The organism is Chondrinema litorale (assembly GCF_026250525.1).
GTDB lineage: Bacteria > Bacteroidota > Bacteroidia > Cytophagales > Flammeovirgaceae > Chondrinema > Chondrinema litorale.
Genome location: NZ_CP111043.1, coordinates 397,142 through 419,537, shown reverse-complemented (window position 1 = coordinate 419,537; position 22,396 = coordinate 397,142). Strand labels below are relative to the sequence as shown.

General features: G+C 34.5%; 17 protein-coding genes. 7 read left to right on the top strand and 10 right to left on the bottom strand.

Annotated features, from left to right (window positions below; genetic code table 11):
• The first annotated feature begins 30 nt into the window (after positions 1-30).
• The 3 genes from OQ292_RS01775 to OQ292_RS01765 all read left to right on the top strand — a co-directional run bounded on the left by OQ292_RS01775 (position 31) and on the right by OQ292_RS01765 (position 6,786).
• Positions 31-1,317: a hypothetical protein gene (locus OQ292_RS01775; protein ID WP_284684336.1), complete on the top strand. Its 1,287-nt coding sequence runs from the start codon at positions 31-33 to the stop codon at positions 1,315-1,317.
• Positions 1,318-1,402: 85 nt separating this feature from the next.
• The gene (locus OQ292_RS01770; RefSeq protein WP_284684335.1) at positions 1,403-4,834 is read left to right on the top strand and encodes a UvrD-helicase domain-containing protein; all 3,432 of its coding nucleotides are present in this window, start codon (positions 1,403-1,405) and stop codon (positions 4,832-4,834) included.
• A gap of 218 nt (positions 4,835-5,052) precedes the next feature.
• Entirely contained in the window at positions 5,053-6,786 is a 1,734-nt protein-coding gene (locus OQ292_RS01765) for a caspase family protein (RefSeq protein WP_284684334.1), read from the top strand.
• A 43-nt stretch (positions 6,787-6,829) separates the two neighbouring features.
• Here the strand turns inward: OQ292_RS01765 and OQ292_RS01760 are convergent, their stop codons facing one another.
• Both OQ292_RS01760 and OQ292_RS01755 read right to left on the bottom strand, forming a co-directional pair.
• Positions 6,830-7,381, bottom strand: a complete 552-nt coding sequence (locus OQ292_RS01760) for a pyridoxamine 5'-phosphate oxidase family protein (protein ID WP_284684333.1) — start codon at positions 7,379-7,381, stop codon at positions 6,830-6,832.
• 64 nt (positions 7,382-7,445) lie between these two features.
• On the bottom strand, positions 7,446-8,153 hold the full coding sequence (locus tag OQ292_RS01755) for a VC0807 family protein (RefSeq protein WP_284684332.1): 708 nt from the start codon (positions 8,151-8,153) through the stop codon (positions 7,446-7,448).
• A gap of 272 nt (positions 8,154-8,425) precedes the next feature.
• Here OQ292_RS01755 and OQ292_RS01750 point away from each other — a divergent pair, with 272 nt between their 5' ends.
• The gene (locus OQ292_RS01750; RefSeq protein WP_284684331.1) at positions 8,426-8,692 is read left to right on the top strand and encodes a hypothetical protein; all 267 of its coding nucleotides are present in this window, start codon (positions 8,426-8,428) and stop codon (positions 8,690-8,692) included.
• Positions 8,693-9,012: 320 nt separating this feature from the next.
• Complete coding sequence (locus OQ292_RS01745) at positions 9,013-9,612, top strand: biliverdin-producing heme oxygenase (RefSeq protein WP_284684330.1); 600 nt, start codon at positions 9,013-9,015, stop codon at positions 9,610-9,612.
• A 68-nt stretch (positions 9,613-9,680) separates the two neighbouring features.
• On the opposite strand, the gene thrA is transcribed toward OQ292_RS01745, so the two are convergent.
• Positions 9,681-12,131: a bifunctional aspartate kinase/homoserine dehydrogenase I gene (gene thrA / locus OQ292_RS01740; protein WP_284684329.1), complete on the bottom strand. Its 2,451-nt coding sequence runs from the start codon at positions 12,129-12,131 to the stop codon at positions 9,681-9,683.
• Positions 12,132-12,436: 305 nt separating this feature from the next.
• On the opposite strand from thrA, the gene OQ292_RS01735 reads away from it, so the two are divergent.
• A complete protein-coding gene (locus tag OQ292_RS01735) occupies positions 12,437-13,678 on the top strand; it encodes a M16 family metallopeptidase (RefSeq protein ID WP_284684328.1) in 1,242 nt (413 codons plus the stop codon).
• 36 nt (positions 13,679-13,714) lie between these two features.
• Here the strand turns inward: OQ292_RS01735 and OQ292_RS01730 are convergent, their stop codons facing one another.
• Entirely contained in the window at positions 13,715-15,013 is a 1,299-nt protein-coding gene (locus OQ292_RS01730) for a cyclic nucleotide-gated ion channel (RefSeq protein ID WP_284684327.1), read from the bottom strand.
• Between the two features lie 123 nt (positions 15,014-15,136).
• On the opposite strand from OQ292_RS01730, the gene OQ292_RS01725 reads away from it, so the two are divergent.
• Positions 15,137-15,634, top strand: a complete 498-nt coding sequence (locus OQ292_RS01725; protein ID WP_284684326.1) for a hypothetical protein — start codon at positions 15,137-15,139, stop codon at positions 15,632-15,634.
• 128 nt (positions 15,635-15,762) lie between these two features.
• Here OQ292_RS01725 and OQ292_RS01720 read toward each other — a convergent pair whose 3' ends face one another.
• The 6 genes from OQ292_RS01720 to OQ292_RS01695 form a co-directional block, all read right to left on the bottom strand.
• Positions 15,763-18,585, bottom strand: coding sequence for a T9SS type B sorting domain-containing protein (locus OQ292_RS01720; RefSeq protein ID WP_284684325.1), 2,823 nt, complete (start codon positions 18,583-18,585; stop codon positions 15,763-15,765).
• 352 nt (positions 18,586-18,937) lie between these two features.
• Positions 18,938-20,212 (bottom strand): M28 family metallopeptidase, encoded by a 1,275-nt coding sequence (locus tag OQ292_RS01715; RefSeq protein ID WP_284684324.1) that lies wholly within the window; start codon positions 20,210-20,212, stop codon positions 18,938-18,940.
• Complete coding sequence (locus OQ292_RS01710; protein WP_284684323.1) at positions 20,209-20,799, bottom strand: DNA-3-methyladenine glycosylase I; 591 nt, start codon at positions 20,797-20,799, stop codon at positions 20,209-20,211. Before OQ292_RS01710 ends, OQ292_RS01715 begins: the two co-directional genes overlap by 4 nt.
• 2 nt (positions 20,800-20,801) lie before the next feature.
• A complete protein-coding gene (locus OQ292_RS01705; protein ID WP_284684322.1) occupies positions 20,802-21,566 on the bottom strand; it encodes an MBL fold metallo-hydrolase in 765 nt (254 codons plus the stop codon).
• A gap of 29 nt (positions 21,567-21,595) precedes the next feature.
• Positions 21,596-21,874: a hypothetical protein gene (locus tag OQ292_RS01700; protein WP_284684321.1), complete on the bottom strand. Its 279-nt coding sequence runs from the start codon at positions 21,872-21,874 to the stop codon at positions 21,596-21,598.
• A gap of 110 nt (positions 21,875-21,984) precedes the next feature.
• Positions 21,985-22,359, bottom strand: coding sequence for a response regulator (locus OQ292_RS01695; protein WP_284684320.1), 375 nt, complete (start codon positions 22,357-22,359; stop codon positions 21,985-21,987).
• Between the last annotated feature and the right edge of the window lie 37 nt (positions 22,360-22,396).

The window sequence follows — 22,396 nt, the reverse complement described above, 5'->3', positions numbered from 1 at the left end:
GTAATTTAGTCTTCCGTTTTACAATTATAATTGCATAAATATACTACAATCTGGCCTTTACACATAATCGATTTTCCTGTAACTGTAGTGATTAGACAAATAAAAAAACTGCCTCAGCACTGGTTAAAATTCTGGATTCCAGCACTTTTATTAAAAGTAGTTGCAGCGATCTCATTGGGTTTAATTTATAAATATTACTATGGAGTAGGAGATACATTTTCTTTGTTTGATGATGGTAAATTACTCGCGAAATTAGCCATAGATCAACCTGATACTTACTTACAGGTTTTATGGCAAACTGTTAAAGGCAGAAGGGTAGACGATTTAATAATACTAGCAAATGCAAACCCCAGAGCAGTTGCCATGTCTGTTTTTAATAGTGTACTTTGTTTGCTGTCTGGAAATAATTATTGGCTTTCTGCTTTTTATGCTGCCATTCTCAACTTTTTAGCTTTAACTACGCTGGTTTATACCCTTGAGAAAATATTTAAGCTTTCTAAACAAAGTCTTTTGATAGCATTTTTCTTCTATCCATCAGTACTGCTTTGGACATCGGGTTTATTAAAAGAAAATGTTTTGTTAGCATGTTTAAGTATTGTATCTGCGATTATTCTCAGGCTACTATATCCCGAATTTTTTAAAAAGAGAATTGTAGTTATAAGCCTTTTGTATTGGCTGATATTAGCTTTCTCTTTATTGATTATCTACCGATTAAAATACTATTACCTAGCAGTTTATTTGCCTGTTGTTATAGCTTATTCGGTGGTTGTGATATTCAAAAAAAAACAATCAAATACTGTATTTAGGTCTCAAAAAATTTTGTTTATAGGTGTTTTTTTATTTACCATATTACTAGCGACTAGTATCCATCCTAATTTAAATTTAGATAAGGTAGTAGCAGCATTGGTACTCAACCATGATATAATGGTGGAGGAAACAAGCAAGCCTGAGAATCTCATTCAATACAATAACCTTAAAGCAAGTTTCTCATCAGTTCTTAAAAACACACCAAAGGCATTTTGGGAAGGTTTGGCCAGACCATATTTATGGGAACAGGGGAATTGGTTAAAAAAGATTTCTGGTTTAGAAAATCTCTTGTTTTTACTCTTATTATTTGGTGCTTTGTTTAAATGGGGGCAAAGTGGATTTAAAACTAAATATTCGATAGAAGTGCTGGCAGTTTGCGCTTTTAGTTTGGTTTTATTGCTCATGTTAGCTTTGTCTGCGCCAAATTTGGGTAATCTGGTAAGGTACAAAACTGGCTTTATACCTTTTTTGATTTTGCTCTTAGTTTCGGCTGTAAAAAGAAAGGAATAATTGCTATCATTGTAAGTATTGCTTAAATGAAGCTTGGGGAGAAATTGAGCTTCTCAAATTCAGAATACAGACACTTTCATTTTTTATGAGTAACAACACACCTGTTCAAGGAGAAATATATACTACCGGAAAATTTAAAATCTATCGATCTTCTGCTGGTTCTGGTAAAACTTTTACCTTAACAAAAGAATACCTGAAATTGGCTTTGGCAACTCCAGGAATCGAAGGTTTTTCTCCTTTTTATTTCCGATTTATACTGGCGGTAACATTTACCAATGATGCTGCTAGCGAAATGAAGGAACGTATTCTGAATAATCTTTCTGAGATTTCTCACCTTAAAGATGGCGAAAAGCACGATATGCTGGTTTTGATTCAGGAAGAGTTAAAAGTGGAGTACCCTGAATTGAATTTAAGTGAAAAAGAATTAAGAATAAGAGCATCTGCGCTACACGAAACAATTCTTCACAGATATACAGATTTCTCTGTAAGTACGATTGATGCTTTTTCTAATCGGGTGGTACAGTCTTTTAAAAAGGATTTAAATCTGCCATACAACTACGATATTGTATTAGAAGTTGACGAGTTACTCGAAGAAGCTTCTGATTTGCTTCAAGACCAGATAGGGACTGATAACGAGATAGAAATTGGCAATTTATTAGTTGAGTTTGCTATAAAAAAAGCAGATGAAGAAAGCAGTTGGTATATTGACGATGCACTTAAAAAATTTGGTAAGCAGCTTTTTAACGAAGAGCGGATAGAACATATCGAAGCAATAAGCGATTTGAAACCTGCTGCTTTTAAAAAGATTATTGCCAATTTGTATAAATACATTACCAATGTTGATAAAGAATTAATTGCATTGGGCGAAACTGCACTTGATTTAATTAAATCGAACGGAATTTCAGAAGCTGCTTTGGCACGAGGCAAACAAGGTATTTCAGGATTCTTTAATAAAGCTGCTTTAGCAGGAAGTACTATTATAGATCTGAATCTGAATAACAGTTACATCAAAAAAACACTGGAAGAAGATAAGTGGACGAGTGGAAAAGCTAGTGCAGCTGAGAAAAGCGCTATTGATGGAATTAAAGTTCAGCTATCTGAAATTTATTACCAAATTGAAAGATTGGCACTTGCTGAAACTGGTAATTACATAATCGCCAGTAATTTGAGACGGAATATATATTTGCTAGCCACAGTAAATGAGCTCAACAAAAAAATTAATGAGATAAAAGAAGAAAAAAATCAGGTGCACATTTCTGATTTCAACAGAAAGATAAACCAGATTGTAGAGGAAGAACCAGTGCCATACATTTATGAGCGATTGGGAGATAGGTTTAAACATATCTTGATTGATGAGTTTCAAGATACTTCGCGTATGCAATGGCATAACCTAATTCCTTTGGTATTAAATGCTTTGGGTTTAAATATGGGCAATCTAATAGTGGGTGATGCCAAGCAGGCAATTTATCGCTGGCGAGGTGGAAAAGCCGATATGTTGGTGAATTTGCCAGCAGTACCCACAGCTCCTTTAGATTCTGTAATTGCAATGGAAGCAGAGGCTTTAAAGCAGCATCATTTGCCTTTGGCGCTTAGTATAAATAGAAGGAGTAAGGCTAATGTAATTCGTTTTAATAATGAATTCTTTACCCAACTTAAAGATAAATATGCGGCTGATTTCCCTGCCTTATCTGGTTTTTACGAAGATGTAGCTCAGGAAACCACCAAGAAAGAAGGTGGTTTTGTAAAGATGGAATTTATTCAGCAAAAAATTTCTAAAACCATTTCTCAGGAAGCTACTTTTCAGCGTGTTTATACGCACATAGAGGATTTGGTTCAAAGTGGAGAGTTTCAATATTCTGATATTGCCATTTTGGTAAGAAACAACCGAGATGGAGCATTTTTGGCAGAGCGCCTCATGGAAAACAATATCAATGTTGTGTCTAATGAATCTCTTTTGCTGCATAATGCACCACTTATAAAATTTATTACAGGATTTTTAAGAGTAATTGCCTTTCCGGTTTATCCAGTTTTAAAAATTGAATTGATAGAGTTTCTCGATCAACATTTCCAAAAAATGGACCCAGAAAGAGAAACAGTAGGAGGCGAGGCATATAGTGAGCTGAGCGTTATTTTACAAGAGAATGACTTATACCAATTCTTTGAATGGCTCAATGAGTTTTTTGGTTCTGAGCTACAAGTAAGAGGCATTCAGTTTAGAACATTATACGAAATTACCGAGGAGTTAATTAGGCAGTTTCAATTACATTTTGAAACAGAGCAGCAAGTTTACATTCAAAAGTTTTTGGATGTGGTGCTTTCATTCTCAACTAAAAAAGGTAATAGCTTATTAGATTTTATAGATTATTGGGATAACAAAGAAGGCAAAATATCTGTAAGCTCACCAGGAAAAAGCACTGCTGTTCGAATAATGACAATCCATAAGTCTAAAGGTTTACAGTTTCCGGTGGTAATTCTACCTTTTGCGAGTTGGACTTTAAAACCACAAACTTTTGAAACCCGCTGGTTCGACTGGCATAACCCAAATATCAGTGGCGATTTGCATTCGGTAATTTTGCCAGTAAAATCCGATCTAGAAAAAACAGTTTTGGCAAATGAATACCTCAACGAGATTGAGCAGGTTTTTCTCGATGCAATCAATGTTTTGTATGTTGGTTTTACCCGACCAGAAGCAGCATTAATTGTAATCTCAGAAGAGAAGGAAAGTTCAAAATCAGAAAGTTCTGTAGCCGATTTACTTTATTCCTATTCTGAAAGTTTGCCAGAAGATAAAAAACTGGAAGACATCGAAATAGAAGTAGTAACCGAAGCTAAAGAAAGTGCAACAGTGAAAGTGATAAGCTCATTGCCTTTAGGTGAATTACCAGTCCCAAAAGGTGATATAGCTGAAGTTAAAGAGAAAAGTGAAGAGAAGCCTGAAAGTGATGACTCTAAAATTCAAACTTATGAACTAAAAGAGTTTATTCATACTTCAAATACCAATAAAATTAGAATGCGAAAAAATACGCTTCGCTACGATGAAAGTAATATCTCATTAAAAGAGATTTTCTCTTCAAGAAAAGAAGGTTTGCTCATTCACTATGCTTTTGAAAAAGTGAAGTATAGAGACGATATTCCTCAAGCAGTGCAAGATTTGGTGCATGAAGGATTAATAGATACTGATGTGGCTGCCAGATATGAAAAGAAAATGCTTGAAGCAACCCATTTGCCAGAAATTGCTGCCTATTTTGAAAAAGCCAATAACCTGAAAATCAAAAATGAGAAAGAAATAATTCTTAGTGGTAGGGGAAAAGCAACTGGTGCAAGTCTGCGACCAGATAGAATTGTAAGGCTAGATGATGAGCTAGTGATTATCGATTATAAAACGGGTAAAGAGAACGAAGAAAAATATGAGACACAGCTAAAAGGCTACGCTAAGGCATTTAAAGATATGGGTTATCAGAAAATAAAGATGTTTATATTATATACAGAGTTGCTTCAAGTTACAGAAGTTAAATAAATTATGTAACATTGCAGTAAAGACACACGTCTACAATTTGGACTAACTTAAGACACAAATGTAATTTATTCAGCTTGTTTCATAAAAGCTGATGTACTTTTTTAGATTAGTAGCAGAATTTTATATATTGTTATAGTTTACTTTCCTGCATCAATCTAATCAATAACTAAACTTATTGCTTTTTTACATTTACATAAATACTTTTTGAAGTCTTAAGTATGAAAAATTTCTTTTTACTTATACTGATCATTGGATTTACGGGGAATATAAGCTGCTTTTCTCAAAAAACACAGCGTGGATTTAAGGTTGTAAAAGAACTGGAAGATAACGAAGGGTTTAAAGCATATAATAAAAAGTATGCGATGGTAATCGGGATCGATAGTTACGAAAATGGAATTCAACCTTTGAGCTATGCTGTAGCAGATGCTAAAGCTATCAAAAGCATGTTTGAAGATAACCTTGGTTTTGATGAGGTAATCATGCTAGAAAATAGTCAAGGCAGCCGTAGGGAAATCCTTCGAAATATTAGTCTTTTGAGATCGAAAATGGTAGAAGAAGACCAGTTTTTCTTCTATTTTGCAGGGCATGGTATTTCTTATGGCGATGCAAATTCCGAAATCGGTTTTCTAGTTACACATAATGCTTCCGGATTTAGCCGAGAAGATATTGAAATTGATGGCATTTCTATGACTGACCTAAGAGAAAGGTTGGTAAAACTGCCAGCAAAACATGTGCTTTTAGCAATAGATGCTTGCTATGGAGGCTATGCTGCAGTTACGAGTCGTTCATTGCCAGATGAAACGCTTAATTATTTAAAAATCATTTCTAAAAGTCGTTCTCGTCAGATTATTACTGCTGGTAAAAGAGGGCAAGAAGTACAAGAAAGTCCAGAGTGGGGGCACAGTGCTTTTACATATAAATTGTTAGATGCGATAAATAAGGAATTAGCCGATGGTGATCGCAACGGAATTATTACAGCAACAGAGTTATATTCGTACCTTTCACCTTCTGTAACTACTTTAACCAGTGGTTTTCAAACTCCTCAGTATGCTCGATTAACTGGAGACGAAGGAGAGTTTATATTCATACTCGAATCAGAAGAAGAGCCTATGCCAGTTGAGGTTAAGCCAGAAAATAATGTTGTAGTAGAAGTTGGCGAGGTGAAAAGTTTGACTGGCACACTAGAAATTACAAGCTACATAGATGGTAAGTTGTATGTGGATGGTGAATTTTTAACTGATGTAAAAAATGGAACAATGGTTCCCATTTCTGGTATCAAGCCGGGTAAAAGAAATGTGAGTATCCAGAACGACGATGGCGAATGGAAAAAATTAGCTTATGTGATTACTAATCAAACTACGCAGCTAATTGCTCAAGATATTGTTCCTAAACCAAAGCCGGTTGTAACAGCAAAAGTTACAAATGAGCCTTCTGAAAATGTGGTTTTGGTAAATAATACCAATACTAAAGAAAATAATTATCCAGAAGGCTATGCTATAAATGTAAATAAAGAAGGGAAATACCATAAGATAAGCAGTAAATACAATTTTAGTGTGTGGTTCGACAACATTCATTGGACAGTTCCAAAATATAATTTGAGCAACTCGGCTGAGATGCAATTTGCTACTTATAATGATGAGGCTTGGGGAATGGTAATAGCAGAAGATGGTGAATTCAATACAGAAAGTTTAAAGGATGCTGTAATTGAGAATGCTAAAAAAGTTTGTAAAAAAGTAAAGCTGGTTAAAAGCGAAAAGAAACTAATTAACGGAAAGGAAATGCTTCAGATAGAAGTACACGCAGATATTTCTGGGATAGCTTTTGTGTATTTTGGTAATTTATATACCAACGGGAAGTATGCTGTACAGTTTTTAAGCTATACAAGTAAAGCATCATTCCCTAAATACAAATCTGTAATGAACGAACTTATCTCAGGAATTGAAATAGAATAAATTACCTGTAAATAGAAAAGTTTAAAGCCTGATCTATTATTGATCAGGCTTTTTTATTTTGTAATCCGGTTTCTTTACCGTCTATCGTAACTGTATTATTTTTTTCTCGGTATTCTTTTAATGCAGTTTCCCCCTTCTTTTGCGCCCAGTTGGCTAACACATCTCTTTCACCTTTAAATTCATAAAAAGGCACTGCAAAGCCACAACTTTCTTGTACAGACTTTACATCTAATACAATTATTTGTCTACTACCGGAAATATCTGGAAAGTCTTTGGATATGCTTTCCCAATCTTTGTCTTCAGGTTTTACAACAGTGCCCTCTCCGTATAATCTTAGAATTAGAGGTTTTTGATCGAAGCTGCAAAACATAATGGTAAGCCTGCCATTTTCATTAATATGACCGGCTGTCTCGTTTCCGCTACCTGTAAGATCGAGATATGCCACTTTTGTATTGCTCAAAACTCTAAATGTATCCATACCTTTTGGCGAAACATTTACTCTGCCATCTGCCGGAGCAGTACCAGTGAAAAACATTTTTTGAGCTTCGATAAAACTGATTATATTTTCGCTTAGACTTTCGCTAAATTTTGCCATGAGAAAAACTACTTTTTAATAAAAAAATCAGGCTAAAATATACTTTTAGTTAAGTCAGGTAATATTACATGTTTTCTGGGTCATTAAAAATTTCTTTTAACTCCAGATCAGTTAATTTTTTAACTCCATGTACTAAATACCAAAGTGCTAAGCCCATTACAATGGTTGAGGGAACTGCAATTACAGGAAAACTTAAAGACTGCATTTTGCCAAGTTCTTGGTTAAAAGCTTCCGTACCGGAAGCACTTTTTACAATCACTTTTGCCAATACATAATTCAAAATTGCAGAAAGTAAAAAAGATGCAGCTAACAGATAGGTTGCTATTGTTAATCTTTTTTCAAATAATTTATGATTTCCCTTTTCATCAAGAATCTTATTGATCTTTGCTACGTCAATAATTTGTTCGTTGAAAAGTAATTTTTTTACTAATGGGAAAGGAGTCCAAAGCGATACGACTACAGCAATGCCAATTACCAATGGAACAGCAGCTTCTTTTACGGCAATCCAATGTGCATCTAACTGTAAAATGCCTATAATTCCTGTAAATAAAATACTGATTAAGCCAAGTATAGAAATGAAATTGACTTTCTTGTCTTTTACAAATTCATAAATTCCGTAAAAAAGTGGAAATGAAATAGCTAGTAACAATCCATTTACAGGGCCCAACTTATCCTCACCGCTAAATTTCATTAATATTACTATTGGAATGATGATGTTAATTGCCAGATTAATTAGCGGACTTTCTTTCTTTTTCTTTTTTGGGTCAGTCATTTTTTAGTTTGCTGATTGGCTAAATGTATAAAATCTTACGAAAATAAACATTAAAATTTAGATTCTCTTATATAAGTTTTACCTTAACTTTTCAAATGGCTTTGGGGCAATTATTACAATTTGCACCAAAACTTAGATTGATCATTTTTTCAATTGATTTCAATCATATAAAATACTGGCATTCGCTGATAACCATCATAATTGCGGCTGTCATCCCATAGTACCTTTGTATTGTTCAATAAATAATCTAAAACGCAAAACAAAATTGCATTATGGGAAAAATAGAAGTAAATACTAGTATCGGAGAAAGACTTGCAAGATTAATAATAGCTCTTCCAGTTGGAGTGCTTTTAGTAGCAGTAGATCTACCTTATTTATTCTTTATTTCATTTTATTTAGTTGTTACAGGAATTACAGGTATTAGCCTGGAATACAACATTTTGTCTTCTATTAAACATGAAGATGTGAAGAGTACGGCAAGTGATATAAAAGCCAAAGTGAATAACCCTGTAAACAAAACCAAAATTGCTTCACACTAGAATATAGCTAATCGCTTCTCAAATAGATATTTAAGTTCCACCTTTCTTTTAGAAGGCGTGGAACTTCTGTATTTATAAGTATTTGTTTTTAATTGTGCTGATTGGGAAAATTTAGAAAAAAACATCTTTTTTATAGCAATATGAGTAAAAAAAGCATATTTTAACTATGCGAACTCATAAAATACAGGTAACTAAATCTGAAAACGCAATACTAAAATGTGTTTTTTGTAAACTTACTTTAATGTATGGAGTTTAAACTGAGAAAAACATCTTGACTAAAGTTTAAATAATACGGTAATTAAATACAACAACCTATGCTAATGCAGACATTAAAGTCAGCTACCCGAAAAAATCACGACAAGGTAGAAAAGCTGGCTTTTTCAAGTAAAATCATGGATGGCTCAATTAACATAGATGAGTACTCATCTTTAATTTTAAAGCAATATTTCTTTCATAAGAATATTGAGAGCCAGTTAAACAAAGTGCTTAACGATAAGCAAAAAGAGCAATTGGATTTTAGCAGAAGGAGAAAAGTACATTTGTTAAAGTACGATATGTTGGAGTTGCAACTAGAAGAAGAGATGTTGTCTTTTTCTAAGATGCCCGAATTACAGATTAAGAATATTAATGATGCAATAGGAGCAATGTATGTGCTTGAAGGCTCTACATTAGGTGGTGCAGTTATTAGAAAAAAGCTGATAAGCAATATGCAAATTCAGCCAAATACAACTTTCCACTATTATGGATGCTATGGTACAGACACTGGCAACTTTTGGAAGCAGTTTATTCTACAAGCAACTGTTTTTGGAAACGAAGAAAGTGCTCAAAAAGAAATAGTAGCTAAAGCTACTGAGACCTTTGAGTATTTTGAAAATATTTTGAAAGATGGTCAGGTGAGCCTAAACCCACAGATGAAATAAATAAAATTAGTTATACAAAAAAAGCGGTTGTAAAAATTTTACAACCGCTTTTTTTATGCTTTAAACTTTTAGTACGCGATTCTAATAATATCTGCAAAAACACCGGCAGCCGTAACCTCAGCTCCAGCACCAGGGCCTTTTATCATAAGAGGCAATTCTTTATATCTATTACTTGTAAAAAGCACGATATTATCACTTCCTTTAGCATGGTAGAAAGGATGATTTTGATCGAAAGATTTCATTTCTACTTTAGGAATACCATTTTCGAAAGTGGCAATTACCCTAAATTTTTTACCTTCTGCTTCAGCTTCTGATCTTCTACGTTCAAAAGTATCGTCAAAAGCCTCTAGTTTTTCTAGAAAGTTTCTTAAGTCTGGTGTTTCCAAAGATTCTTCCGGAACAAATTTTTCTACAATTACATCAGACATTTCGAGCTTGTGACCTAACTCTCTACCAAGAATTAATATTTTTCTGGCAACATCAGAACCACTCAAGTCAATTCTTGGATCTGGTTCTGTTAAGCCAGCTTTAACAGCATCTTTAATTACAGCACTAATGCTTTTATCTTGGCTCACATTATTTGTAATGTAATTAAGTGTACCAGAAAGAATGGCTTCAATCTTTAATATTTTATCACCACTGTTGATGAGGTCATTTAAAGTACTAATTACTGGAAGACCTGCTGCCACATTGGTTTCGAATAAAAAGCGTGTATTGCGCTTTCTCGCTACTTCTTTAAGTTTTTTATAATATTCGTAATTTACAGAGCAAGCCAATTTATTTGGAGTTACAATGGCAATACTGGCATTCAGAATTTTCTCGTAACTATCAGCAACTACTTTGCTGGCTGTAGCATCTACAAAAATACTATTTGGTAAGTTAGCCTCAATCATGTTGTTGATGAACTGAGGTAGGTCTGCTACTTTGCCTTTAGTTTCTAGTGTATTAATGCAAGTTTCTGGCTCAAACCCATCTGGATTAATCAACCTCTTTCTAGAATTGGTAAGTCCAATTACTCTAATATCTACAGCAATCTGTTTTTTAAGCGTTTCAGATTGCTTTTCAATTTGTTTGATTAATGTTTTTCCAATTAGACCAGTTACACCTGCTATAAAAATGTGTAATGCTTTGGTTTTTGAAAGGAAAAAAGCTTCGTGAATGAGCTTTAATGCTTTCTCTTCATTGTATTTATTAATTACAATTGAAATGTTAAGCTCAGAAGCTCCTTGCGCAATTGCCAGTACATTTACACCATTACTTCCCAAAGCATTAAAAAGTCTGCCAGATACTCCCGGCGTACTCTTCATGTTTTTACCAACTACTGCGATAATGGTCATCTGGTTTTCTACCAGTAAGTTATCTAGCTTTTTGCTTGCAAACTCTACAGCAAACTCATCTTTAATAGATTTTTCAGCCTTTATAGCATCATTTTCTGCTATCGCCAAACTGATAGAATGCTCAGACGATGCCTGAGAAATCAGAATTACGTTTACATTGCTATCGGCAAGACAACCAAATAATCTTTTAGAAGTACCTGTTACACCAATCATTCCGCTACCACTTAATGTAACTAGCGAAATATCTTTCATAGAAGAAATACCTCTAATTGGTTTTTCGTCTTCTTTAGCTTTATCGCTAATTACAGTAAAAATACCATTGGGATCAAAGGTGTTTTTTACATGTATAGGTATTTTGTGTTGATAAACAGGTTGTATACTTGGCGGATAAATTACCTTGGCTCCGAAATAAGAAAGCTCCATCGCTTCCTCATAAGAGATTTCAGGAATAGTAAAAGCCTTGTTTACTTTTCTTGGGTCGGCTGTCATCATTCCGTTTACATCTGTCCATATTTCTAGAATGTCTACGTTGATGGCAGCAGCAATAATAGAAGCAGTGTAATCAGAACCGCCTCTACCAAGGGTTGTAGTCTCATTTTTTAATGACTTACCTACAAAACCCGGTACAATATGTAATTCACCTTGAGCAGCGATGAAATAGCTCTTCATGCGCTGATTGGTTTCTTCGAAATTTACATTGGCATTACCAAAATTTCTATCGGTAATGATTAAATCACGGCTATCTGTATATCTGGCATCAATCCCGGTTTCTTTAAAAGCTTCTGCAATAATTTGAGCAGAAAGTCTCTCGCCAAAACTCAAGATAAAATCCTTCATTTTAAGGCTTAATTCTTTTACCAGATAGATTCCATGTAAAATATCTTCAAGTTCATTGAGGATATATTTGGTTTGAGCAATTACTCCACTCTGCCTTTTAGCATGAACTAGTTGCTGAATAGCCTCAAGATGACGCGTTTCAATTGTTTTGTAAAGATCTTTATAAGCCTCCGTACCATTAGACGCCATTTCACTCAAATGAATCAACTTATCCGTTAATCCACCGAATGCAGAAACTACAACAATTGCTTTTTCTTCTTTTAGTACTTTTTTTACGATCTCAATGACCTGCTTTATGCTTTCAGGAGTACCAACTGAAGTCCCACCAAACTTTAAAACTTTCATCTTTAAAAAAATAAATTAACCAGTCGACACTATTTCAGACAGATTTTTTATAAACCTGAGATTTAATAGCTTTTTTTCTTGTTGTATACTCAATTATTCAAGAAAAAATGTTTGTTACCTCGAAATTATTTTATTGAGCCTCGATCGGCACAAATTCAGTTTATATCTTTACCTTTTAATTTCGAGGTGCAAATTTGCAAAACAACATTGGAATAAAAGATGTTTTTTTGAAATATTTAAGTAACAGAACAGAAATTTAAAGTTTATTGTAAGAATAAATTTCTTTAAAATATTAGGAGACAAGGATGGTAGCTTATTGTGATTTTGAATTAGAAAATGGGTTGAAAGTGGTTGTGCATGAAGATAAACAAATGCCAGTAGCAGTTGTAAATATCTTGTACAATGTAGGGTCTAAAGACGAAGACCCGAACAAAACAGGGTTTGCCCATCTATTTGAGCATTTAATGTTTGGTGGTTCTGCTAATATAGAATCGTTCGATCCACCTTTACAAAAGGTAGGAGGAGAGAATAATGCTTTTACTTCTCCAGACATTACTAATTATTATATAACACTGCCAGCAGATAATTTGGAAACAGCTTTTTGGCTCGAATCAGATAGAATGCTGTCGCTCTCTTTTGATCCGAAAGTATTGGATTTACAAAAGAAAGTAGTAATTGAAGAGTTTAAGCAAAGGTATTTAAACCAGCCATATGGAGATGTATGGCTTAAGTTGCGCCCAATGGTTTACAAAATACACCCGTATTTGTGGCCAACTATTGGGAAAGAAATATCTCATATTGAGCAGGCTACGATGGACGATGTAAAAGAATTCTTTTACAGATATTATCGCCCAGATAATGCGATTATGGTAGTAGCAGGCAATGTTGATTTTGATGAAGTAAGAAGACTCTCCGACAAGTGGTTTGGTGAGATTCCGGCTGGTAATTTTACGAAAAATATATTACCAGTAGAACCAGAGCAGAAAGAAGAAAGACACTTAGATATTCATGCAGATATTCCTGTAAGCAACTTATACAAGGTTTACAGAATGTGTGCAAAGCAAGACCCTTTGTATACTAGTACAGATTTATTGAGCGATGTTTTGGGTAGAGGCAAGTCTTCTAGGCTTTACGAAGCACTTGTAAAGAGAGAAAAATTATTTACCAACATCGGTGCTAATATTTCAGGCTCGTTAGATCCCGGCATGTTAATTATTTCAGGTTCAATTTCTGAAGGAGTATCTATAGAAGAAGCTGACAAGCGCGTGGTAGAAGTGATAGAAGAACTAAAGCAAGGAGGTATTCAGGAAGAAGAGTTGATGAAGGTGAAGAATCAAGCAGAATCGACACTGGTTTTTTCTGAAATAGAATTGTTATCAAGAGCTATGTCGCTGGCATTTGCAACAGCTTTAGGCGATACCAGCCTGATAAACAAGACTACTGATATGATTAAGAAAGTGAATCTATCTGAAGTAATGGCAGTATCTAAAGATGTTCTAAGAGCTGATAATTGCTCCACTTTATATTATATGCCGAAAGATAAGTAAAGAAATTTAAGCTGTTTTTAGCTTGCTAAGAGCAGCTTAAAAATATCTTTGTCTTCTAATAATTGCTTGCTGTTTTATTTTACTGGCAATTTGCGGGTAATTTTCAATTACTTTGTCAAACTCATTTTTTTTGAGCTTGTAAAGATCGCAATAGGTTACAGAAGCGACTGTGGCGCTTCTGGGGGTTTGCATAAAAAGTGCAATTTCTCCAAAGAAATCACCACCATGCATTATATTTATAACCTTCCCTTCATCATCAATTATTTTAAGAGTTCCTCTTACCAGAAAGTACATGGCACTGCCAACATCCCCTTTTTTAAATATGATATCTTCTGGGGTAACTAATTCTGGCTCTAAAAACATGGCTATCTCTTTGATGAAATTATCTGAAGCACCTTTAAAAATATCGATCTGTTCTACAATCTCACTTTTTAGATGCATAGACAATTCTTGCTGAAGATTATCGGGTAATTTCTTTAAGAAACTGGTTTCATCATAACCCAACCGGTTTTGCCAAAGGTAGGTAAAGTAATCTCTTATTTTATGTTGAAGGTGAGGAGGGAGCCTTCTCGATCTGATAAGGGCTTTCAACTTTTCTATATTTTCGAGATATTGAATTTTTGCTGGATCGTTTTTAGCGATTAAGCCCGCCACGTTACCAATTACTAAACCATACACTCCCACACCCATTAGTTGTACGATCATGGTGTAAATGAGCTCAGAGTTGTTGTTGATGTTAGGTGTAATATCTCCGAAACCAACAGTAGTTAACGTGGTAACACTCCAATATAGGGCTCTAATATAATTGCTTGTAGTATCAAGGTTTGGGTCTTGTTTAATAAGTAATAACCATCCACAACTGACCCAATGAGATAAATGTATAAGGCAAAATGCAAAATACAAACCGGTAATAGTGGTGGAGTATCTCACCATGTAATACCTAAAATACTGAAGGTAGCTTAATACTTTGGGTATTTTGGCTAGTCTGAGTAAGGCTAAAAACGGCATTCCAAAGATTAAATGGAAAGGTATTAACGCAATAATATCTGCATATATCCACCTTCTAAAAGGATTACGTGCATATGCTTTTTCTTGAAAGTTATTTGTAGATGATGTATGCAGAATTCTGTCTTTACAAACCAGAATATCTATAAAATAGATGGCATAAATGCATAGGTTTATTCCACTAAGCCAAGTATTATTAAATACATTGTATTCAAGATCTAATGGAATTACGATAGCCAAAAAACTTGTCGATACAATAACAAGTGTATTCCAGATATAATCAAAAATTAATTTATTATACCTCCATTTGTTCAGCAAATTTATTTTCATCTAATAAAGCAGCATTTTAGGGAGTAGGAGCGTATTGAAAAAAATGGTTACTCCCAAAACATACTAATTTATACTTTGATAGGGAAATACCTTATTTTTTATCAAAGCGATTTTAAGAAAAAAATGCATAATAGAAAACATACTACTCAGCAATTGCGATGTCTACTTGCGATTTTTTTATTATCGATAATCGTAAGTGCATGTTCTGTAGATGAAGACGTAGCGCCCATATCATCTACAGGAAAAGTAAATATAATCGTAGGGCAAGAAACTTATAACAAGTTCTTAAATGGAAACTACGTAACAGATACTTTTACGATTAATGATGTAAATATTAATGGTAACTTCTTAGAAGTTGAAGTTTCGTATGCTGGAGGTTGTGAAGAGCACACTTTCGAAATGGTGTGGCCTGAATCTGTAGATCAAATTTATCCTCCAAAAGTGCCTGTTATTTTAACACATAACGCTTATGGTGATTTATGTGAAGCACTTATAACAGAAACTTTAAAAATTGATCTCTCCGGAACTCAGTTGAATTACGATATCAAAACTATCAGTAATATAGAAATTATTGTTGTAAATGGTTCAGATACACAGAATCAGGTATCTACAAATGATTAATAATATTTTTTCTTATTGAAAATATAGATTGTGTCAGATTAATTTTTCGGTTTTCCCAATACCGTACTAAACAAAAAACCACTCCGATGATTCTCAGAGTGGCTTTTTTTATGGATTAGGTTTTACAATTATTGCTGTCCTTGTCCATCAATTATTTTCACCCAACCTTTCAGGTTGACTTCTTCATCGTCTTCATTTAGTCTGATGGTTTGGAGTTTTACATGGTAGTAGTAAATACCAGATGATAATTGGTCACCATCGTTATCTATACCTTCCCAATTGATATAGATATCATCATTACTTTCATACATTTTCTCTCCCCATCTATTAAAAACTGTAAATTCTACAGACTTAATAAACTTGATACATTTATATGGTCTGAAGACATCATTTACGCCATCATCATTTGGTGTAAAAGCATTTGGTAGCTGATAGAATGGGCAGTTATCTACACAAACTATATTACTAAATGCACTTTCGTTGCCTGTACCATCTAATGCAGTTACTGCATAGCAGCCTGCTAATGAAGAAATATCATCGTGCAAATAGGTTAAGTTTAATACATTTTCTGCAATTAACTCAAACTCTCCATCTTCTCTAGCAGAATAATAAACATTGTAAGACTCAATCTCTTGATCGCAAGCAGTATTGGAGTCATTTTCCCACTCGAGGGTATTGGAGAAGAGTGTATCTGTTGGAGAACAATCTACTGTTTGGTCATCCAGAATAATTTCGAAATCGTCGCAGTTAGGTGCAGTAACACTTAATATTGGTGGGCAAGGAGCTGTTGTATCCAAGATTACCGCACAGGCTTCTTGAGACATATTCAAGAGTGAATCTCTAATGTCCGGATTATCATAAGTACCCACTGTTAAGACTTTATAGCAATACTCCGTTTTTTCTACTAGCGTAAATCCGTCCTTATTACCATCATCTACATAAGTAAATCCATTGTTAGAGATGTTTACACTGTCAAACAAGATATATTCTCCTGAATTTAGTGGCTCTTCTCGGTAGATATAATGTTTAGGGAATTTACTGGATGCATTGCTCCAAGGTACATCTGCATCCCAAGTTAAGACTACCGATTCTAGTGCTGAGTTTGCTTCTAAAAAGACTGTAGATGCAGAGCTAGAAGTATCGGTTAATGCTCCATCTGAATAGAACTCAATTTTATAATTGTAAGGAAGCCTTTCTGTATCTAAACCTGTTTCGTCGAGGAATGTAGTATCATTTTCACTAAATGTTCCTAATTCTACTGTGTTTTCATCTCCTTCTAATCCATTATTTCTAAGTAGACTGTAAGTCCAAGGTTTTGGATATTGGTCTACATCAATGCCAATTGGTTTTGTCCAAGTAACATTTACTTTCCCATCGGTTCTAGACGTTTCAGTAACACTAGTTTCAATAATGTATGGAGCCAATTGCGGAATAAACACACAAGCTTCAATAGATGCATAACTCTCACCACCTTTAGGAGATGGGAAGCTGACATAAATTCTATAGCAGTAGGTAACACCTCTTTCGAGTCCGAGTCCTTCGTTATCGTCAAAATAAGTAGTTTGGTCTACATCTACCTCAGCAATTTTCTCATAACCAGTGTAAGCAGGTAGACCAGTTTCACAATTGTCGGGTTCAAAATCAAAAGCACCTCTTCTTCTCCAGATAGTCATAGCTGCACCAGGAATGTTACAGATATAATCATCCCAGTTAAGCTCTACAGAGTTAGAAATTAAATCTACATCTGCCACAAGATTTTCAGGAGCAGGGCCAACAACAGTAATTCGCCAAGTCTGAATATCCACCAAGCTATAGCCATCTTCTGGCTCATCCCTTACTTTAAAAGTAGCTTGATAAGGTTCAGTTCTAATATCATCACAAGTTGTTTCCCAAGAGAATACACCTTCTTCTTCACCATTAGGTGGTTGCAAGCCAGTTACCTCAAAAGTAGCCTGATTGGTATGGCCTCCACTATCAGGATCAGAGAATAAACCACCTTCTGCAGTGAGTGTTATATGGTCTGGATCAAGATCATAACCTTTAATAATAGCTTCTAAAGTAGTCCCAGCTACGATACAGGTATCGTTAGGAATTTCTAGCTCTGGCCTATCATTCGGGTTATCCACTACAATAATCTGCATATCTCGGTTTACAGCACCGATCTGTTGGCCATTTCGCCACTCATCTACATAAAAGGCCACATTATATTCCCCTACTTCACCCGGTGCATCCCAAATGAGGTCACCATTAATCGGGTTTATGGAGAATGTTGGAGGCGTTTGCCCATCTTCTGTTTCGTAACTGTACTCATCTGGATAGCTGTATTGTACAACTTCTATTGGGTTGCCGTCTTCGTCTTTACCTTGCTTACAAACAGTAAGACGGTAAGAAAGGCTATCACCATCAGCATCGTAAGCACCTGGGTTATGGATAAATTTCTGACCAACTGCTGCTAAATCTACCGGAGCGATTAAAAGAACTGGTGAAGAGTTTAAACCATAAGCAGGGTTAATGCTGAAAACAGATTCGATATAAAAAGCAGTATTACCAGAGTTAAACATGTTAGATACACTCGGGTTTCTGTTCTGCTCGTAGTAGCTTACTTTGTAACCACCGGGGCTAGGGAAGGTATGCTCTACCTGATACATCAAGATTTCTGTAGCATCTCCTTGATTATCCACCACGCCATCAATAAATCCTAAAGAGATTGGCTCAACCATTACGGCTTCTGCAGAAGAATATCCGAACTCGAATGTACCAGGTTGTGGAGGAACACCACCATTATCTCTATACAAAAATACAGTAAAGCGATAAGTAAGACTTGTGCTGGAAATTCTTACGGCTGTTAAATCTCCTGCACGAATATGTGTAGCATGGACTAAACTTGGAATATTAGCTAAAATAATTCCTAATAATACTGTCAGGCTCTTTGCTATCCATTTATTTTTCAAAGTAAACAGGTTTATTTTCGGCAAAGTTTTCAATGTGTAAAAAGTTATTCAAATGTGAGTCTTTAAATAAGACAAGAATACTTTCGGCTAAGTTGGAAAAATATTTTCTTATAAATCAAAATTACAACACTGTTATGATATCTAAAAAAGTAACATTCATTCTATTGTAACTTTCAATAATCAGATAATGAACAAGTTGCCATATAACTAAGTTTCAGCTTTGTTTTGTTTAGGTAATAATTTTGACTATTCATTTGTACTCAAAAAAATATAAAAAAATCGTTTTGTATTATTAAGTGTTACATATTAAACAAGTAACAGCGCAAATACTTATGTAAAATTCCTTCAAATTTTACTTTTCTGCTATTTCTTTTATAAAGTCTCTAAGTAAATCAAAAGCTCCATCAAACTCTGTTAATGGCAAAGGAGTTTTATCAAAAATGTCGTGGTAATTTTGCCAGTCTCCCATTAAATAAAAAAACATTGCTGGAACACCATTTTCAGCAAAGAAATAATGATCGGAGTTGGCTGCTTGGCCTCTCTTTTTAATGGTAGATAAGTAATGGTTATCTTCATTAATTTCTTTTAAAGCTGAAAATGCTTCTGGTAAGGCTTCTGCATTTACGGCTGTTATTCCTTCTTCACCAGTGCCAAATAAATCCAGATTAAATACAAACTTAATGTTGTCTAATGGAAAAACAGGGTAGGCATTGAAAAACCTTGACCCAACAAGTCCAGCTTCTTCTGCACCAAAAGCTATAAAAGCTACTGAAACATCTAATGGATTCTCTTTAAAATAATGTGCTAATTCTAGCATCATAGCTACTCCACTTGCATTATCATTCGCTCCGGGAAAATAGACCTTGTTGCCTAAAGTACCTAAGTGATCGTAGTGGGCACATACTACCAAAAACGAATCTTGTTGTACACTGCCTGGTACATAAGCCAATACATTTTGTGTTTTATAAGCTGGTTGCATTACTGCATCTAATTGGAAAATTACCTTTTGCTTTTTCTTAAGCTTTTTAATGTTTTTTTTCAGTACTAAAAACTTAGGGAACCGATACTGTTCTCTTCTAATACTTCCAGTGAGTTTTTCGTGTAAAACAATTACGCAAGCTGCACTCAAATACGATTTTATAGCTTCTTGAGGGAGTTCTCTAATCTTGCTCTCATATTTGGCATCGTATACCAATACATTCTTAGTGAAATTTGTGCTACTGAAATTTTTTAGCGCTGCTTCATCAGAAAAAATAAGTGTATCTAGAAATATAAGTTTTGCCTCGCCATATCCAGAACCAGAAGCTGCATCAGCAATAAAATCTATTCCGGGTAATAAAACTTGTTTCCCAATTTGTAAGGCTGCCTGCTCAGGAAATGTATTTACATCCAATTGAAACTCTTGTTTATAGTTTATGCCAAAAGGTGTTAAGCCAATTTCTTTAAACTGAGCTTCTATGTAATCTGCGGCAATTTTGTCTCCGTCTCTCACATAGCCTCGCCCATGCATTCCTGGTGCACATAAGGTATCAATAATTTCTCTAGCTCGATCTAAATCTTGAGCAGTTACATAGTTTAAAGAAACTGATAATAGAAATGCTAATAAAAAAGAGCGTTTGTTTTTCATGAATAAGTTTGGATTATTTCATGGTATCTGAAACAATCGGTTGTATGATCGTTTACCATGCCTACAGCCTGCATATGAGCATAAACTACTGTGGTGCCCATAAACTTAAAGCCTTGTTTTTTGAGTTCTTTACTAATTTTATCAGAAAGTGGGGTAGATGCTGGTACTGAACTATTATCTGCCCATTTGTTTATGATGCTTTTACCATCCGAAAACTGCCAGAAATAATCGCAAAAACTAGCATGTTTTTCTTTGATTTCGATAAATCGTTTTGCATTATTTACTGCTGCTGCAATTTTTAGCTTATTTCTGATAATGCCTTTATCTTCTACAAGAGACTGTAGCTTTTCTTCTGAGTAGGCAGCAATCTTCTCTACATCAAAATTGTCGAAGGCATTTCTAAAATTCTCTCTTTTATTGAGGATGGTTTCCCAACTTAAACCTGCTTGAAATGATTCCAAAGTGAGGAATTCAAACATTTGTCGGTCGTCTTTTACAGGCACTCCCCATTCTTCGTCGTGGTATTTTATATAAGTTGGGTTTTTCATTTTCACCCATTTACATCTGCATATTGAATCGTTCTCCATTATTAATCAATGTTTAATTTAAGACCGTCGTAAGCCAGATGTACCCCTTCTGGTAATTCTTTGCTAACTTCTGCGTGGAATCCCAGTTTGTAACTGATGTGTGTTAAATAAACCTGCTCTACATCCACTTTCTTTATTATCTCTAATGCTTCTGAAAGTGTTAAATGAGATATGTGCGGATCGTGCTGTAAAGTATTTAAAACCAATATTTTACTGCCATTTACTTTTTCAAGTTCTTTATCGTCTATGTATTTGGCATCTGTAATATAAGTGAAATCTTTTATTCTATATCCGTAAATTGGCAATTTGTAATGCAGTACTTCTATCGGAGTAAAAGTAGTAGAACCAATTCTAAAAGGTTCGTTGTTTATCTCGTGAATATCTAAAGAAGCTACACCTGGATATTTAAACTGTGCAAACATATAGGCAAACTCCATTTTCAACTGTTCTATCACTTCTTTTTTAGCATAAACAGGCATGTCTTTTTCCTGTTTAAAGTAAAAAGAGCGGATATCGTCTAAACCTGCTGTATGGTCTTTATGCTGATGAGTAAAAATAACTGCATCCAGCTTTTTTATCCTTTCTCTAAGCATTTGCTGCCTAAAATCTGGCCCAGTGTCAATCACAAAAGTTTGATCATCATTCTCTATTAAAATGGATGACCTTAATCTCTTGTCTCTAAAGTCGATGGATAAACATACTGGATCATCTGACCCAATTACGGGCACTCCCTGCGAGGTTCCTGTTCCCAGAAATGTAACTTTCAATTTTGCTGGTTTTTAGTTTAATTATCTTTTTAAGCTGATTGTAAAAGCTGCTTATAAAGCTTTTGGTTTTTAGCTGATAGTTGCTCAGGTTGCACTTCTATCTCTTTAATTATATCTATTAATGAATTGATTTTGCCTTCTAATGGAAAAAATTTATTGATAATGGCAATTCGGGTGTCTTTTAATAGACAATAACCTGATTTAAAATTCCCTTTTTCGTATCTCAGCACAAAATCAGTTTCGGCAAATAGGTCTTCCAATTTGTTTAGAAAGTGTTGGGTGTATCTTATCGTTGATTTTTTTTCCATAGCAAACATCACCTTTCAGCAGAAAGGACTCAAAGCGTTCTTAATAAACTAATAATAAGAGTTTTTGAAGTATTTAAAAGCTTCAAAAACTCTTATACTGCAAATATAATTTACTGAGCGTATTTCTTTACAGTAAGTACTAGTTTATCAAAATTGAGTGGTTTTGGTAAATAATCGTTTATACCGGCATCTTTAAAATCGTCCATGGTATAATTTTGTGCATTGCCTGTTATGGCAATAATTGGCACATTAGCTTTAGTGGAATCATCTAACGATCTGATTTTTTTTGCACAAGACATTCCATCAAGAATCGGCATATTGATATCCATTAAAATTGCTGCAAAGTCTTCCTTTTCAATCATTTTGAGTACCTGTTGTCCGTTTTTAGCAGACTTGATATCAAAATTCTGAAATTGGAGTACTTTTTTAGTGATATTTTGAATAACAGAGCTATCTTCCGCTACAAGAATTTTTTTTGCAGTCATATTTTAAAAGTTTAAATTATTGGTAATAATAAATGAG